Genomic DNA, 15703 nt, shown 5'->3' on the forward strand with positions numbered 1-15703 from the left:
CTGTTGTGGTTGTGAACCAAGTCACCATACCTAGTCGGTATCTCGCGCGTTACAGCAATGGCGTTACGTGATTCAGCTCTGCCTTTTCGAGCGGCGCTCATTCTGCTCTGTTCTGCCGCCGCCGTCGCGCTTATCGGATCCTGCCGGCGGGGCCAGCCGGTTCAGTAGCTCCTGAATTTCCTCGAGCTCGCGCCGCAGGTAGTCGCGGGTGGCGACTTCGCCGACCGCCAACCGCAATGCGGCCAGCTCACGGGCCAGATATTCGGTGTCCGCCTTGGTCTGTTCGGCGCGCCGACGGTCTTCCTCGAGCGACACCCGATCCCGGTTTTCCTGCCGATTCTGAGCCAGCAGAATCAACGGCGCCGCATACGCCGCTTGGGTGGAGAACGCGAGATTGAGCAAGATGAACGGATATGGATCCCACCGCAACTTCACGGCAAACAGATTCAGGATGATCCAGACGATCACCATGATGGTCTGCCAGGCCAGGTAACGGCCCGTGCCCAGAAAGCGGGCGATCGACTCCGAGAACTTGCCGACCGCCTCGGCGTCGACGTTGAGCGTGAACCGTCGACGGGAGACCCGCGGGGTGTCCAGGCGCTGGCGCGCCGTCAGGTCGCTCATCACGCGCCCTCGTTGGCGGCGAACAACTCGGGCTCTTCGCGTTCACGCCAGTCGTGCGGCAGGAGATGGTCGAGCACGTCGTCGACCGACACCGCGCCGAGCAGGTGGTTCTCCTCGTCGACGACCGGTCCGCATACGAGGTTGTACGCGGCGAAGTACCGGGTCACCGCCGACAACGAATCCTCTGGTGCCAAATTCGGAAGGTCGGTGTCCACGATCCCGCTGACCAGCTCCGCGGGCGGTTCTCGCAGGAGCCGCTGTAGGTGGACACAGCCCAGGTAGTGACCGGTAGGGGTGGCCGTTGGCGCGCGCGTCACGAACACCAGCGACGCGAGCGCCGGGGTCAGGTCGGGGTCGCGGACGCGGGCCAGCGCCTCGGCGACAGTGGTGTCCGGCGCGAGCACCACCGGTTCCGACGTCATCAGGCCGCCTGCTGTGTCGGGTGAGTGCGCCAGCAGCCGGCGTACGTCCTCGGAGTCCTCGGGGTCCATTCGGCGTAGAAACTGTTCGGCGTCCGTTGGCGTCATCGTGCCCAGCAGGTCGGCGGCGTCGTCGGGGTCCATGGCCTCGAGCACGTCGGCGGCCCGTTCGGGGGGCAGCTTCCTGAGCACGTTGACCTGCTCGTCCTCGGGCAGCTCCTGCAGCACGTCGGCCAAACGCTCGTCGTCGAGCGCGTTGACCACCTCGTGGCGGCGCTTGTCAGGCAGTTCGCGGATCGCTTCGGCCACCTCGACGGCGCGCTGACCGACGAACTGCTCCAGCAGCTGCGCGACCCCCTGGTCGGGCATCGCCAGTCCCGAGGGGGTGAGCCCCTGCACGTGCTGCCAGTCGATGATCTGCACATTGCCGCGGCGGCCGAGGCGTCGCGCGGGCCGCACCGCCACCTTGGTCACCATCCAGTCGCGCGTGCGGGTCGGCTCGATGCCGAGATCGACCACGTACACGTCGACTCCCTTCAACTGCTCCTGGTCGGGATCGTCGACTCTGACCTGGGTTTCGATCACCTGGCCGAGCACGAGCACCTCACCGGGACGCTGGGTGAACTTGCGCAGCGAGACGCTGCCGGTCGCCAGCGTCACAGCGCCGGGATCGATGGATGTCACCCGCAGAATCGGCACGAAAATTCTTCGGCGCGTAAGTAATTCGACGACCAGGCCGAGCACCCTCGGCTGTTGGCGCACGATGCTGATGCTGATCACCACATCGCGGACGCGGCCAAGGGACTCCCCGTCGGGTCCCAGCACCACCATCCCCACAAGCCGGGCCGCATAGACCCTGTTCACCGCCGCCATGCCTAGAAGGGTAAAGAGTGTGGTTGTGGAAAACCGCTATCGACCCCGCCGAACGATACTTTCGGTTCCAGGCAGCAGCGCGAAGATGATCGAGAAGGCAAAGTCTCTGCCCGCCGATGAGGTCTTCCTCGATCTCGAAGACGCGGTCGCACCCGACGCCAAAGCCGAGGCGCGCGCCGCGGTGGCGGCCGCGTTGACCGAGCCCGGTTGGGGCGGGCAGTTGCGCGGCGTTCGGGTGAACGACTGGACCACGCCGTGGACGCATGCCGACGTCATCGAGGTGGTGTCGGCCGCGGGTGCGTCGCTGGACATTGTGGTGTTGCCGAAAGTTTCCGATGTCTCGCACATCCATGCGCTCGACCTGCTGCTTGGTCAACTCGAGGCGACACACGGATTCCCGTTGGGCCGCATCGGTATTGAAGCTCAGATCGAGAATGCCGAAGGTTTGACGAATATCGATGCGATCGCGGCGGCCCCACGGGTGCAGGCGCTGGTCCTCGGGCCCGCGGACATGGCCGCCAGCCTGAACATGCGCACGCTCGAGGTTGGGGAACAGCCCGAGGGCTACGACGTCGGTGACGCCCACCATCACGTGCTGATGCGAATTCTCGTCGCGGCCCGCACGCGCGGCATCCTGGCGATCGACGGCCCGTATCTGAAGGTGCGCGATGTCGAAGGCTTCCGCCGGGTCGCGGGCCGGTCCGCTGCGCTGGGATACGACGGCAAATGGGTGCTGCACCCCGACCAGATCGCTGCGGGCAACGAGATCTTCAGCCCTCGCCAAGCGGCCTACGATCACGCCGAGTTGATTCTCGAGGCCTACGAATGGCACACGTCGCGGGCGGGCGGTGCGCGCGGCGCGGTGATGCTCGGCGACGAGATGATCGACGAAGCGAGCCGCAAGATGGCGTTGGTGATCGCCGGCAAGGGTCGCGCGGCGGGGATGGAGCGCAAGGGCGAGCGGTTCAGCCCGCCGGCCTAGCGCGTCAGGGCCTAACGGATGGTACTGATGCCGAGCGCGATGTAAAGCAGCAAGACGACCAGCAAGCCTGCGGTGAACAGGCCACCGATGATCGTGCCAGCCAGCGCCATGCCCCACCCCGCCTGCCCAGAGCGCTTGGTCTCGCGCATCGCGAGCACACCCAGCACGAGACCGACGATGGCCAGCGGGGCGCAGCACACCCAGCCTGCGATGGACGTGACGAGCGATGCGATTGCCTTGTCATTGGTGCCAGGCGGCTTCAGCGGCCGGTACGGGTCATAAACGGGGTAATAAGCCGCCACGCCTGGATATCCGGGCAGGGGCGGGTAAACCGGCGGAGGCAGCCCGGGTGCGGACGGATAGTCGACGGGCGACTGTTCTGGGTCGCTGTCGTTCATCCGTGGGCGTCCGTCGATCAACTAGCCATGACGCCGATGGTCCAGAGCACGTTGATGAGCAGCGAGAGCGCGCCGACCGCGATGCCTGCGACCGCGAGTCCGTGGCCCTTTTCCCCGCTCTGCTTGATCTGGTTCATCGCGACGATGCCGAGCACGATGCCGACGATCGAACCGATGCCGCAGCAGAATCCGACGATCGACGCCACCAACGAGCCGATGGCCATCGCGTTTGTCTTCTCCGGCGCGCCGTACGCGGGATAGCTCGGAGCCGCGGAATAGCCCGGAGGTGGACCAAAGCCCGGAGGCGGGCCGTAGCCGGGTGGTGGTGGCGGTGGCCCGAAGCCGGGAGCCGGTGGTCCGAAGCCGGGGGGCGGCGTGCCGTAGGGCGGGGGCGGCGGATACCCGGGGGCAGCCGGAGCGCCGAACTCGCCGTAAGACGGAGGCGGCGGATAACTCGGATACTCCGGTGCCGACTGGGGCGTGGGGTCGTAGGCCGGCGGGGGCGTGTACCCCGGCTGCTCGAACGGCCTCTGCTCGTAGACCTGGGTCGGTTGCTCGGGCGGCCTCTGCTCGTAGACCTGGGTCGGCTGCTCGTGCTGTCCTCCGGACTGCTCCTGGCTCTGCTCGATCGGCGGCGCCTCGTAGCTGGTCGACGGGGGCTCGGATGCCCCGTCGCCGGAGCCGGATGATGCCGTTTGGCCAGCGTCGTCGCCCGGATTTGTCATGCTGTTCAACCTAGCGCAAATACGCGGCACGTTTGCGGGTCCGAAGACGTTGTCCTGGTGAGATCGCCAGCCGGATCCGCGGCAGTAGCAGGCCCGCGACAAAGGAGAATGATTCAGCGATGACCAGCCCGTTCCAGCCTGGACAGCCAGCCGGCACAACGCCAGGCACGCCGACGACCCGACGCGGTCCCGCGGCCCTGCCCACACCTCCGAAAGGCTGGCCGATCGGGTCGTATCCGACCTACGCCGAGGCGCAGAGCGCGGTCGACTACCTGTCAGACCAGCAGTTTCCGGTCCAGCAGGTCACGATCGTCGGTGTCGACCTGATGCAAGTGGAACGCGTCACGGGCAGGCTGAGTTGGCCCAAGGTGCTCGGCGGCGGCGTGCTCACCGGCGCGTGGCTGGGTCTGTTCATCGGCCTGATCCTGGGGTTCTTCAGCCCGAGCCCGTGGGGCGCGCTGATCACCGGCCTCGTAGCCGGTGTGTTCTTCGGCCTCATCACCTCCGCGATTCCGTATGCGATGGCGCGTGGCACAAGAGATTTCAGTTCGACGATGCAACTCGTCGCGGGACGATACGACGTCTTGTGCGATCCTCAGAGCGCCGAGCACGGCCGGGATCTGCTGGCACGCTTGAAGATCTAGTCGGGAACGCGCGGGCGTTAGCTGGCACTTTGCCCAGGCGCGCAATTGCGTAACGGTGTGCGACGCGCGCGCGGCAAGTGTTGCAAATCACGCGTAACTGGCAATACGGTTTCCGCGCAGGAGTGTTGCTCGGAGCCGCCCCGGCGGCGACCTCGGACGCGGACGGGAGGCAGCGGTGCGCCCACGGCGGCTTGGTGCTGCGGCATTGGCCGCGCTGACGACGGCGTCGATCGTTTCGGCGTGCGGATCAGGCGGCGGCGGAATCGTCATCAACTACTACACGCCGGCAAGCGAGATGGCCACGTTCACCGCGGTCGCCAAGCGGTGCAACGAGGAACTCGCCGGCCGCTTCACGATTCAGCAGATCAGCCTGCCGAAAGAAGCCGACGCCCAGCGGTTGCAGTTGGCGCGGCGGCTGACGGGCAACGACAAGACCCTCGACGTGATGGCCCTCGACGTCGTGTGGACGGCCGAGTTCGCCGAAGCGGGTTGGGCATTGCCGCTGTCGGAGGACCCATCTGGCAAGGCCGAACAGGATGCGACCACCGACACGTTGCCGGGCCCGCTGGAAACAGCCAAGTGGCAGGACAAGCTCTACGCGGCGCCGATCACCACGAACACTCAATTGCTCTGGTATCGAGCGGACTTGATGAACGAGCCGCCTGCGACGTGGGAAGCGATGGTGGCCGAGGCGACACGCCTGCACGCCGCGGGCAAGCCGAGTTGGATCGCGCTGCAGGCCAAGCAGTACGAGGGTCTGGTGGTGTGGTTCAACACGCTGCTGGAAAGCGCTGGCGGTCAAGTGCTTTCCGACGACGGCAAGACCGTCACGCTGACCGACACCGACGAGCATCGCGCCGCGACGGTCAAGGCGCTGGAGATCATGAAATCGGTCGCCACCGCACCGGGAGCGGATCCGTCCATCACCCAGACCGACGAGGGCACCGCGCGGTTGGCACTGGAGCAGGGCAAGGCTGCGCTCGAAGTGAACTGGCCGTTCGTGCTGCCGTCGATGCTGGAGAACGCCGTCAAAGGTGGCGTTTCGTTCCTGCCGCTGAACCAGGATCCCGCGCTGGCGGGCAGCATCAACGACGTCGGCACCTTCTCGCCGAGCGATGCACAGTTCGAGGCGGCCTACGAAGCCAGCAAAAAGGTGTTCGGTTTCGCCAACTACCCGGGTGTGACCGACGAGCCTGCCAAGGTGACGCTCGGCGGCCTGAACCTCGCCGTAGCCAAGACGACGCAACATCGGGCCGAGGCTTTCGAGGCGATCCGGTGCATGCGCAGTGCGCAGAATCAGCGCTACACGTCGGTCGAGGGCGGTCTTCCCGCGGTGCGCGCGTCGCTGTACGACGATCCGACGTTCCAGACGAAGTACCCGCAGTACGAGATCATCCGTGAACAGCTGACCAACGCGGCGGTGCGGCCGGCGACGCCGGTCTATCAGGCTGTCTCCACGCGTATCTCGGCGACGCTGGCCCCGATCACGGATATCGACCCCGAGCGGATGGCCGACGAGTTGACCGTTCAGGTGCAGAAGGCGATCGACGGTAAGGGGCTGATTCCGTGACCGCCACCGCAGAGCAGGTCAAGGTCGGGACCGACGACACGAAATCTGAACGGCGGCTGGCATTCACGCTCATCGCGCCAGCTGTCATCCTGATGCTTGCGGTCACCGCCTACCCGATCGGTTACGCGGTGTGGCTCAGCCTGCAGCGCTACAACCTCGCTCAGCCAGACGATGTCGAGTTCGTCGGCCTGGAGAACTACATCACGGTGCTGACCGACAGGTACTGGTGGACGGCGTTCGCCGTGACGCTGGCGATCACCGTCGTGTCCGTGGCGATCGAGTTCGTCCTCGGCATGGCGCTGGCGCTGGTCATGCATCGGACGATCTTCGGCAAAGGCGTTGTGCGCACAGCGATCTTGATTCCATACGGCATCGTCACAGTCGCTGCGTCCTATAGCTGGTACTACGCGTGGACGCCCGGCACCGGATATCTGGCCAATCTGCTGCCGGAGGGCAGCGCTCCACTCACCGAGCAGCTGCCGTCCCTGGCCATCGTGGTCCTCGCCGAGGTTTGGAAGACGACGCCCTTCATGGCGCTGCTGTTGCTCGCCGGGCTGGCGCTCGTGCCACAGGATCTGCTCAACGCCGCCCAGGTCGACGGTGCGGGGGCATGGAAGCGGCTGGTCAAGGTGATTCTGCCGCTGATCAAACCCGCGATCCTCGTGGCGCTGCTCTTCCGCACGCTGGACGCGTTTCGTATCTTCGACAACATCTACGTGCTCACCGGCGGCGCCAACGACACCGGTTCGGTGTCAATCCTGGGCTACGACAATCTGTTCAAGGCGTTCAATCTCGGGCTGGGATCGGCGATCAGCGTGCTGATATTCCTGTCGGTGGCGGTCATCGCTTTCATCTACATCAAGCTCTTTGGGGCGGCGGCGCCCGGGTCTGACGAGGAGAGGCGCTGATGGCCGAGCGGGTTGGCGCGGGCCGTGCGACCGGATGGACGGTTGTCAACATCATCGTCGTCGCCTATGCGTTGTTGCCGGTGCTGTGGATCCTCAGCCTTTCGCTCAAGCCGACGTCAAGCGTCAAGGACGGCAAGCTGATTCCGACGCAGATCACCTTCGACAACTACAAGGGAATCTTCACCGGCGATGCGTTCAGCTCGGCGCTGATCAACTCGATCGGCATCGGGCTGATCACCACCCTCATCGCGGTCTTGATCGGCGGAATGGCGGCGTACGCCGTGGCGCGACTGGCGTTTCCGGGTAAACGACTGCTGGTCGGCGTCGCGCTACTGATCGCGATGTTCCCCCAGATCTCGCTGGTGACACCGCTGTTCAACATCGAGCGCAGGCTGGGATTGTTCGACACCTGGCCGGGTCTGATCATCCCGTACATCACCTTTGCGCTTCCGCTGGCGATCTACACCCTCTCGGCGTTCTTCAAGGAGATCCCCTGGGATCTGGAGAAGGCGGCGAAGATGGACGGCGCCACGCCGGCGCAGGCGTTCCGTAAGGTGATCGCCCCGCTGGCCGCGCCCGGGATCGTCACCGCGGCGATCCTGGTCTTCATCTTCGCGTGGAACGACCTGCTGCTGGCGCTTTCACTGACGGCGACTCAGCGTGCGATCACCGCGCCGGTCGCGATCGCCAACTTCACGGGCAGTTCGCAATTCGAGGAACCGACCGGGTCGATCGCGGCGGGAGCGATGGTCATCACGATCCCGATCATTATCTTTGTTCTCATCTTCCAGCGACGGATCGTCGCCGGCCTCACGTCCGGCGCGGTGAAGGGGTAACTCCATGGCCGAAATCGTGTTGGACCGGGTGACCAAGAGTTACGCAGGCGGCGCCACGGCCGTGAAGGACCTCTCGATGACGATCGCCGACGGCGAGTTCATCATCCTCGTCGGACCCTCCGGCTGCGGAAAGTCGACCACGCTCAACATGATCGCCGGTCTCGAGGAGATCTCCTCCGGAGAGCTGAGGATCGGCGGCGAGCGGGTGAACGAGAAGGCGCCCAAGGACCGCGACATCGCGATGGTCTTCCAGTCGTATGCGCTCTACCCGCACATGACCGTGCGCCAGAACATCGCGTTCCCGCTGACCCTGGCCAAGATGAACAAGGCCGAGATCACGCAGAAGGTCGAGGAGGCCGCGAAAGTCCTTGATCTTACCCAGTTTCTGGACCGTAAGCCGGCCCAGCTGTCCGGCGGCCAACGCCAGCGGGTGGCCATGGGACGCGCGATCGTGCGCAACCCCAAGGCGTTCTTGATGGACGAGCCGCTGTCGAACCTCGACGCCAAGCTGCGCGTGCAGATGCGTTCGGAGATCGCCCGCCTGCAGGACAAGCTGGGCACCACCACCGTCTACGTCACCCATGACCAGACCGAGGCGATGACGCTGGGGGACCGCGTGGTTGTCCTGCTCGCCGGGGAAGCGCAGCAGATCGGCACGCCGGAGGAGCTGTACAACCGGCCGGCCAACCTGTTCGTCGCGGGCTTCATCGGATCGCCTGCGATGAACTTCTTCCCGGCCGCCATGACCGACGTCGGCGTGCGTCTGCCGTTCGGCGAGGTCACGCTGACCCAGGAAGTCCACGACCTGATCGCCAGGCACCAAACCCCCAACAACGTGATCGTCGGCATCCGGCCAGAACACCTCGAGGACGCCGCAGTGATGGACGGCTACGCGCGGATAAGGGCGCTGACGTTCGACGTGACGGTCGACTTCGTCGAATCGCTCGGCGCGGACAAGTATCTGCATTTCCAGAGCGAGGGCGAGGGTGCGCAGGCCGCGCAGCTGGCCGAGTTGGCCAGTGAGTCGGGAACCGCCGAAAACGAGTTCGTGGCAAGGGTTTCCACCGAATCCCAGGCCAAGCAGGGCGACACGGTCCAGCTGGCGTTCGATACGTCGAAGCTGACGATCTTCGACGCCGACACCGGCAAGAACCTCACGCTTCCCGACGCGGCCCCCGCGCCGGCCGAGTGATCGACGTCCCGGCCGCGGTTCGCGCACACCTGCTCGAGCACTTCGTCCGGGCTGGCATCACCGCGGACCCCGTCGAGGCCAGCGTCACGTTCCTTGGCACCGAACGTATCGATGTGCTGCGCTTCGGTCCCGATGGTGGCGGTGTCAGTCACTATGTGTCGGTTGGTTGTTCCCGTCACCCGATGTTCGATCCCACGGAGCTGGTGACCGACGCACTGCACGGTCCCCGCGCCGAGGCCGTCGTCGCGCTGCGAGGTCCGACGCCCAAGGGTCTCGCGCGCTCGCTGGCGATCCTGGCCGCGGCGCCCGCCGTCGAAGGCCTGATCCTGGAACCGGACGCGCTGATCGACCTGGAAACGCCGCTCTGGGAGGGTGCACCGTTCTCCGCTTTTCTGTTGGGCCGCAGCGACATCGAAGACATCGCATTAACCGATCCGCTGCCGCCGGTGACGGTGCTGAGCGCGACACCCATCACGGCCACCGAGGCGGCGTGGGTGCGACTCAAAGGTGCCGAAGCCATGCGCGAGGCGTGGACGCAGGACGGCGCCGACGTGCTTGATCCGTCCAGGAGAGCCGCGCAGCCGGGCTAGCGCCCAGCGCGGACCCGCGGTCTGCGAGACGGTTATCGCGCCCGTCCCGAACGCTTAGTGCCAAAGGAAATGGGTTGTCTCCAAGCCAGTATCGTCACGCGCTCGTCATATTAGAGTAAATGCTCTAGTATCTGACCCAGGCGACGGATAGGATTGGATATGGACGACAGGGTTCGGGTGGTGCTGGATGTCATCCAGGCAGTTCAGGACCGTGATGCCGAGACACTGGATCGGCTCTACCACGACGATCTTGAATTTCGTGAGCCACCCTCTTTGCCATACGGAGGCGACCTCGAGGGCAAGGCGGTCCTGCAGGAGCAGCTCGAATCGGACCCGCAGCGAACCTGGCTCGGAACCTGGGGTCCCCTGCAACCCACTGAGGCCGAGAGGCGGTTCGACCCGAGAGTTGTTGCGGTCAACGGTGACGAGGTTGTCGTGAAGTATTGGATGCGCGGCGTAGGACCCGATGGTGAACGATTCGAGTCAGAGGTGCTGGGCTTGTACGAGGTGCGCGATGGCAAGTTTGCACGCGCTCAGATGTTTCACTTCGACACCGCCGCGATGGTCGAATTCCTCAATCGGGCACGGTAGGAGTCGTCGATGGAGCGAGCGAAAACTCTGACGCCAGAACGTATGGGCAGCGCGATGCTCAGCCGACGGAGCGGAGCTCTGGCGGGTATCGCGTTGGCGGTGCTGTGGGCGCCGATGGCCTTGGTGATTCCCTTCTTCCCCAACCTGGCCGGGCCAACCGGAATCGGCGTCTTCTACGCCGACCATGCGAACTCGATGAAGTGGATCCTCGCCTCGATCAGCGTCGGCTTCATCGCGTTCTTCATCTTCGCCGGCCGACTGGTCGCGGATTTGATCCCATGCGGCTCGGGCTGGCTGTGGAGCGCTCTGGGGGGCGCGCTGATGTTCATGACCGCTCTCTGCGCAGCCCTTGGTGTCGACGCTGCAGCCGTACTGCTCTTCGAATCCGTTTCGCCCGAGACGGTCTGGACACTGCACGCTGTCGCGTTCCTGTTGGCCGCCCCGGCGGCTGGAGCCGGGGCTGTGTTTTTCGTTGCCGTGGCCGCTCTGGCCTTCGGCGGTACATGGCCGCGTTCCTTCGGATGGCTGGCGGTCCTTGGCGCGGCGGTCAATCTCGCCGCTGTCGCCGGATTCTTTTCTCTCGCTGGAGCGCCGAACTCGGGCAATGGCTTGCTTGGCGGGTTGGCCGGGCCCGTGTCCGCCTGGGTGATCTGGATTCTCGCGGTCAGCTTCCGCTGGCTGCGGCATCCGCAACTGGCACCGTCAGAAGGATCGTGACGCACCGGTGACCGCAATGTGTGGGCCGGCGGACTCTGCGGGAGCCGAAGGCCTCGTGGATGCATTTTTGGCCGGTCAACAGGCGATGTATGCCGATGGAGAAGAAGCGGCGGTCGACGAGTTGCTTGCCGACGACGTCACGTGGCATGTGCCGGGAAGGAGTCCGATCGCCGGCGACTTCAGCGGCCGTGCGGCCGTCCTCCGATACTTGCGCTTCCGACGATCGCTGGCCGGCGAGACGATGGAGACCACCGAGCGCGGGCAATCGCACCATGGCGACGGAGTGATTCGGCTCGCCGACCGTCACGCACGGGTCGCAGAAGGCGACGTCTTCTGGCGCACGGCAGATGTCTATCGCGTAGCGAACGGAAAGATCGCGGAGGCGTGGTCGGTGCCGCTCGACCATCAGTACGTCGAGGAGGCCTGGGCCGCGGCTCGCCCGAGGCCTTTCGTCTACGCACAGCGTGTGCGCCCGCAGGACTGCGCGGCAAGCACAATGTTGGGCCATCCGCGTTTCTTGGAGTTCTTCGAGGCCGCATTCATCGAGTGCTGGCGGGATCGCTTCGGCCGGATCGATGCTTCGCTCGGCGACGAGCGGAGTCTCACCGTCGGCGCGGTCAATGTCAACTACATCGGGGGAGTGTGCTGCGACGATGAGATACAAATTTCCGTCTCGCTAGATCGAATCACCAAGCGCTCCATCACAGTTCACTACGAAGCTGTCGTCGACGCAAGAACAGTGGCCGAAGCCACCTCCCGATACGTCTGCCTGGACAGAACAGGCAATCCGGCGCCGCTACCAGATGCAATCACTGCGCATCGTCGATGACGGCCTTGACCGCCGTCTCGAGGTGGCGTCGTAGGCCGCTCGGGAACCTGGTTCCACCGACAAGATGTCGGTTCACTGCTCCGTAGGGCAGATCGAAGACGGCCAACATGACGCGATCGACGGCCTTGCGACTGCGCTGGCCGTACAGCCGCTCGGCCAGCGCGGTCACAGTTCGCTTCACCGGAAGGTTCAGCTCTGCGAGCTCGGCCGCCATCGGCCCGTCGGGCGTGGCGCCGATGAGGTCTTCTTTGCCGAACGAAGCGAGCAGCCGGGCATCAGCCGGATGGTCCCGACAGAACTCGAAGATCGAAAGCGCCGCCGCCACAGCACCTTCCCTCGCATCCTGATGTTCGGCCGCCGCCACGAACGACGCCTGCGAACGGTAGACGGCGCGCATCCAGAGTTGTTTGATCAGTGTGTCCAGCGACCCGAATCGATGGTAGATCGAACCGATGGGGGCCCCGCTTGCCTCGGCGATGGCCTCGATCGTGGCCGCTCGAACGCCGTGTTGGAGCAGCAGTGCACGCGCGGCATCGAGCATCGTGTCCGTGGAATGTAGCGGAGGCCGCGGCATGACGTCATTCTAGAAGAAATGTTCTAGAACACAGTACGTGTGACCTTCGCCACAATTTGTCACAGAAGTGCCTGTCCGTCTCGTCTAGAGGTCACGAAGTAGTGCCGCTCACCATGGAGGTTCATTCATGTACACCGCTGTATGGACGATTCAGATCGCGCTTGCAATCGTGTTTTTCGCGTCCGGACTGGCGAAGCTGACGATGTCTCGCGAACGCATGCAGGCCACCGGCCAAACTGGCGCGGCTGCGTTCCCGCTGCCGGTCGTCCGCTTCACGGCAACCTGCGAATTGCTTGCCGCCGTCGGCCTGATCCTGCCGCCGTTGGTCGGCACTGCCGAGCCACTCGTCGGTTGGGCCGCAATAGGTTTGGTGATCGTGATGATCGGAGCCTTGACCATGCACTCGAAGCTCGCCATTGCTCAACACCAGCGAAAGGAATGGCGGAATGTCGGAGTCAACGTCGTCATTCTTGTCGCTTGTCTATTCGTTGCAGTGCAATGGATTTGATTATGAATCCAGCGGAGATCGCACGGGTGGATGTGCGAGTGAATGCCTATTTGACGGAGTGTGAGGATTCACCGTGTTCTATGCCTACATCGCGGTAACAATCGTCGCGGCCATCGCCGTCGCTTATGCCGCCGCATTGAACTTCACCCACAACAGGTCGGTAGTACAAAGCGCCGAGCGGTTGGGCGTGCCCGTGTCATGGCAGCTGCCGCTAGGCCTTTTGCTGGCGGCGGGGTCGGTCGGGCTGATCGCCGGATTCGTTCTGCCGCCGGTCGGGGTCGCGGCCGCGTGCGGCCTTGTCCTGTACTTCCTGTGCGCAGGCGGTGCCCATATCAGGGCGCGCGACACCCACGTCGCGAGCTGGATCAACTGGTTCGCCTTCTTTTGTTTGGCGGTTGCCGCACTTGCCATGAGACTGCTTGCCTGCAATCTGCGGTTTCCAGAACAGTGACTGCAGTTAAAGCCAGTGGTTGCGGCGGAATGCCCGGAACAGCAGGGAGCAGATGATGACCATCACCAACAGCACTGCCGGATAGCCCCAGGCCTGTTTGAGTTCTGGCATGTAGTCGAAGTTCATGCCGTAGATGCCCGCGATCGCCGTTGGTACGGCGGCGATGGCGACGTACGCGGAGATCTTGCGCATGTCGGTGTTCTGTTGCATCGCCACCTTGCCCGCCGCAGCCTGCACCAGCGAGCTGAGCACCTCGTCGTAACTGGTGATCCGGTCGGACGCCTGAATGTTGTGATCGAGTATGTCGCGCATGTACCGGCGGACCTCGATCGAGATCAGGTCGTTGTGGTCGGTGCCGATTCGCTGCAATGCGAATGTCAGCGGCGCGACAGCGCGGCGTAGCTCGACGACCTCCCGCTTGAGCAGGTAGATGCACTCGATATTGGTCTTGGCGGTCGGTGAGAAGATGTCCTCCTCCATCGCGTCGATGTCCGTCTCGATCAGGTCTGTGACGTCGAGATAGCTGTCGACGATGTGATCGGCGATGGCATGCATGACCGCGTACGGGCCCAACTTCAGGCTGTCGGGCGATGCGTCGAACTTCTTGCGGACCCCGGCGAGGCCGCCGTGTTCGCCATGGCGGACGGTGACCACGAAATCCTGGCCGACGAAGATCATGATCTCGCCGGTCTCGACGATTTCGCGGGCGAGTGCCACGGAGACGTGCTCGACGTAGTTGACGGTCTTGAGGACCAGAAACAAGGTGTTGTCGTAGCGTTCCAGCTTCGGTCGCTGGTGGGCGTGCACCGCGTCCTCGACGGCCAGTGGGTGCAGGCCGAACACATCTGCGACGGCCTGCATCTGACGCTCGTCGGGCCCGTGCAGGCCGACCCAGACAAAGGCGTCCTTGCCGGCGGCCTCGAGATCGTGCACCTTGCTCAGCGCCGCCGCGTGGGTGTATTTGCCGGGCAACCGGGTGCCCTCGCAGTAGACGGCGCAGTCGACCATGGCCCGCGCGACGGGAACGTGAATCGAGGCGGCATCCGGTTGGCCGGGCTTGGGCCGCACGTTCGGTCGCAGTGACGGAGGCAGTTGGCGAAACGATGGCATCGGGTCACCTCCCCGGATCGATACGTGCAGCGCTGGCCTTATAAGACTTGGTGAATGCTACGCGGCATACCTCGAACGGACCCTGCTAGTTTCGTCCCCGAAAGCAACCGCTTTACACATCCGTCCAAGGAGCACCTGACGTGAGCACATCTCCCCTCAAGGTCGCGGTCACCGGTGCCGCCGGCCAGATCGGCTACAGCCTGCTGTTTCGTCTGGCCAGCGGTTCATTGCTCGGCCCGGAACGTCCGATCGAGCTGAGGCTCCTGGAGATCGAACCAGCGCTGAAGGCGCTCGAGGGCGTCGTGATGGAGCTCGACGACTGCGCGTTCCCGCTGCTGGCCGGCGTCGAGATCGGTGCCGACGCCAACAAGATCTTCAACGGTGTGAACCTGGCGCTGCTCGTCGGCGCCCGTCCCCGCGGCCCCGGCATGGAGCGCGGAGATCTGCTCGAGGCCAACGGTGCGATCTTCACCGCCCAGGGCAAGGCGCTCAACGAGGTGGCCGCCGACGACGTACGGATCGGCGTGACCGGTAATCCGGCGAACACCAACGCGCTGATCGCGATGAGCAACGCCCCCGACATCCCGAACGAGCGGTTCTCCGCGCTGACCCGCCTCGACCACAACCGGGCGATCTCGCAGCTGGCCCGGAAGACGGGCGCAAAGGTCACCGACATCAAGAAGATGACGATCTGGGGTAACCACTCGGCCACCCAATACCCGGACGTGTTCCACGCCGAGGTGGGTGGCAAGAACGCCGCCGAGGTCGTCAACGACCAGAATTGGATCGAGAACGACTTCATCCCGACCGTCGCCAAACGTGGCGCGGCGATCATCGACGCCCGCGGCGCGTCGTCGGCGGCCTCGGCCGCTTCGGCGACCACCGACGCCGCACGCGACTGGCTGCTCGGCAGCCCGGACGGCGACTGGGTGTCGATGGCGGTCCTGTCGGACGGCAGCTACGGCGTTCCCGAGGGGCTGATCTCGTCGTTCCCCGTCACCACCAAGGACGGCAACTGGTCGATCGTTCAAGGTCTGGAAATCGATGACTTCTCCAGGGCGCGCATCGACAAGTCGACCGCTGAGCTCGCTGACGAGCGCAAAGCCGTCACTGAGCTGGGGCTTATCTGAGACAAAGTCGATTAGGTTACCTACCAGTTCGT

Annotated in this window: 19 protein-coding genes; 13 read left to right on the plus strand and 6 right to left on the minus strand. The window is 64.7% G+C overall.

Translation table 11 applies throughout. The annotated features are described in order from the left end of the window. Window positions 1-72 precede the first annotated feature (72 nt). Entirely contained in the window at window positions 73-624 is a 552-nt protein-coding gene (locus tag G6N36_RS26830; protein WP_163689723.1) for a DUF1003 domain-containing protein, read from the minus strand. Further along, entirely contained in the window at window positions 624-1916 is a 1293-nt protein-coding gene (locus G6N36_RS26835; protein WP_163689724.1) for a magnesium transporter MgtE N-terminal domain-containing protein, read from the minus strand. Before G6N36_RS26835 ends, G6N36_RS26830 begins: the two co-directional genes overlap by 1 nt. Window positions 1917-1941: 25 nt before the next feature. Between G6N36_RS26835 and G6N36_RS26840 the strand changes: the two genes are divergently transcribed. Continuing rightward, entirely contained in the window at window positions 1942-2898 is a 957-nt protein-coding gene (locus G6N36_RS26840; RefSeq protein ID WP_163690940.1) for an HpcH/HpaI aldolase/citrate lyase family protein, read from the plus strand. Window positions 2899-2909: 11 nt separating this feature from the next. Here G6N36_RS26840 and G6N36_RS26845 read toward each other — a convergent pair whose 3' ends face one another. Further along, entirely contained in the window at window positions 2910-3296 is a 387-nt protein-coding gene (locus G6N36_RS26845) for a DUF4190 domain-containing protein (protein WP_163689725.1), read from the minus strand. 17 nt (window positions 3297-3313) lie between these two features. Next, window positions 3314-4021 carry a DUF4190 domain-containing protein gene (locus tag G6N36_RS26850; RefSeq protein ID WP_163689726.1) on the minus strand — a complete coding sequence of 236 codons (708 nt, stop codon included), beginning with the start codon at window positions 4019-4021 and terminating at the stop codon, window positions 3314-3316. A gap of 119 nt (window positions 4022-4140) precedes the next feature. Between G6N36_RS26850 and G6N36_RS26855 the strand changes: the two genes are divergently transcribed. From G6N36_RS26855 to G6N36_RS26895, 9 genes are all read left to right on the plus strand, one after another. Then, window positions 4141-4665 carry a YflT domain-containing protein gene (locus tag G6N36_RS26855; RefSeq protein WP_163689727.1) on the plus strand — a complete coding sequence of 175 codons (525 nt, stop codon included), beginning with the start codon at window positions 4141-4143 and terminating at the stop codon, window positions 4663-4665. A 175-nt stretch (window positions 4666-4840) separates the two neighbouring features. After that, window positions 4841-6235, plus strand: coding sequence for an ABC transporter substrate-binding protein (locus G6N36_RS26860; protein ID WP_163689728.1), 1395 nt, complete (start codon window positions 4841-4843; stop codon window positions 6233-6235). Then, entirely contained in the window at window positions 6232-7143 is a 912-nt protein-coding gene (locus G6N36_RS26865) for a carbohydrate ABC transporter permease (protein ID WP_163689729.1), read from the plus strand. The genes G6N36_RS26860 and G6N36_RS26865 overlap by 4 nt, the downstream gene beginning before the upstream one ends. Then, window positions 7143-7979, plus strand: a complete 837-nt coding sequence (locus G6N36_RS26870; protein WP_163689730.1) for a carbohydrate ABC transporter permease — start codon at window positions 7143-7145, stop codon at window positions 7977-7979. The genes G6N36_RS26865 and G6N36_RS26870 overlap by 1 nt, the downstream gene beginning before the upstream one ends. 4 nt (window positions 7980-7983) lie before the next feature. Then, window positions 7984-9171, plus strand: a complete 1188-nt coding sequence (locus G6N36_RS26875; RefSeq protein ID WP_163689731.1) for an ABC transporter ATP-binding protein — start codon at window positions 7984-7986, stop codon at window positions 9169-9171. Beyond that, complete coding sequence (locus tag G6N36_RS26880) at window positions 9168-9761, plus strand: suppressor of fused domain protein (RefSeq protein WP_163689732.1); 594 nt, start codon at window positions 9168-9170, stop codon at window positions 9759-9761. Before G6N36_RS26875 ends, G6N36_RS26880 begins: the two co-directional genes overlap by 4 nt. 159 nt (window positions 9762-9920) lie before the next feature. After that, window positions 9921-10352, plus strand: a complete 432-nt coding sequence (locus G6N36_RS26885) for a nuclear transport factor 2 family protein (protein ID WP_163689733.1) — start codon at window positions 9921-9923, stop codon at window positions 10350-10352. A gap of 9 nt (window positions 10353-10361) precedes the next feature. Continuing rightward, on the plus strand, window positions 10362-11069 hold the full coding sequence (locus G6N36_RS26890; RefSeq protein ID WP_163689734.1) for a hypothetical protein: 708 nt from the start codon (window positions 10362-10364) through the stop codon (window positions 11067-11069). A gap of 85 nt (window positions 11070-11154) precedes the next feature. Further along, window positions 11155-11898 (plus strand): thioesterase family protein, encoded by a 744-nt coding sequence (locus G6N36_RS26895; protein WP_235690325.1) that lies wholly within the window; start codon window positions 11155-11157, stop codon window positions 11896-11898. On the opposite strand, the gene G6N36_RS26900 is transcribed toward G6N36_RS26895, so the two are convergent. Continuing rightward, entirely contained in the window at window positions 11879-12472 is a 594-nt protein-coding gene (locus G6N36_RS26900) for a TetR/AcrR family transcriptional regulator (RefSeq protein ID WP_163689736.1), read from the minus strand. The two genes, G6N36_RS26895 and G6N36_RS26900, sit on opposite strands and share 20 nt — an antisense overlap. A gap of 127 nt (window positions 12473-12599) precedes the next feature. Between G6N36_RS26900 and G6N36_RS26905 the strand changes: the two genes are divergently transcribed. Further along, window positions 12600-12980, plus strand: a complete 381-nt coding sequence (locus G6N36_RS26905; RefSeq protein ID WP_163689737.1) for a DoxX family protein — start codon at window positions 12600-12602, stop codon at window positions 12978-12980. A gap of 73 nt (window positions 12981-13053) precedes the next feature. Continuing rightward, complete coding sequence (locus G6N36_RS26910) at window positions 13054-13431, plus strand: DoxX family protein (protein ID WP_163689738.1); 378 nt, start codon at window positions 13054-13056, stop codon at window positions 13429-13431. A gap of 6 nt (window positions 13432-13437) precedes the next feature. Here G6N36_RS26910 and corA read toward each other — a convergent pair whose 3' ends face one another. After that, the gene (corA, locus tag G6N36_RS26915; RefSeq protein ID WP_163689739.1) at window positions 13438-14541 is read right to left on the minus strand and encodes a magnesium/cobalt transporter CorA; all 1104 of its coding nucleotides are present in this window, start codon (window positions 14539-14541) and stop codon (window positions 13438-13440) included. A gap of 140 nt (window positions 14542-14681) precedes the next feature. Here corA and G6N36_RS26920 point away from each other — a divergent pair, with 140 nt between their 5' ends. Next, a complete protein-coding gene (locus tag G6N36_RS26920; RefSeq protein WP_163689740.1) occupies window positions 14682-15671 on the plus strand; it encodes a malate dehydrogenase in 990 nt (329 codons plus the stop codon). The last annotated feature ends 32 nt before the right edge of the window (window positions 15672-15703 follow it).

Source organism: Mycolicibacterium gadium (genome assembly GCF_010728925.1).
Taxonomy (GTDB): Bacteria; Actinomycetota; Actinomycetes; order Mycobacteriales; family Mycobacteriaceae; genus Mycobacterium; species Mycobacterium gadium.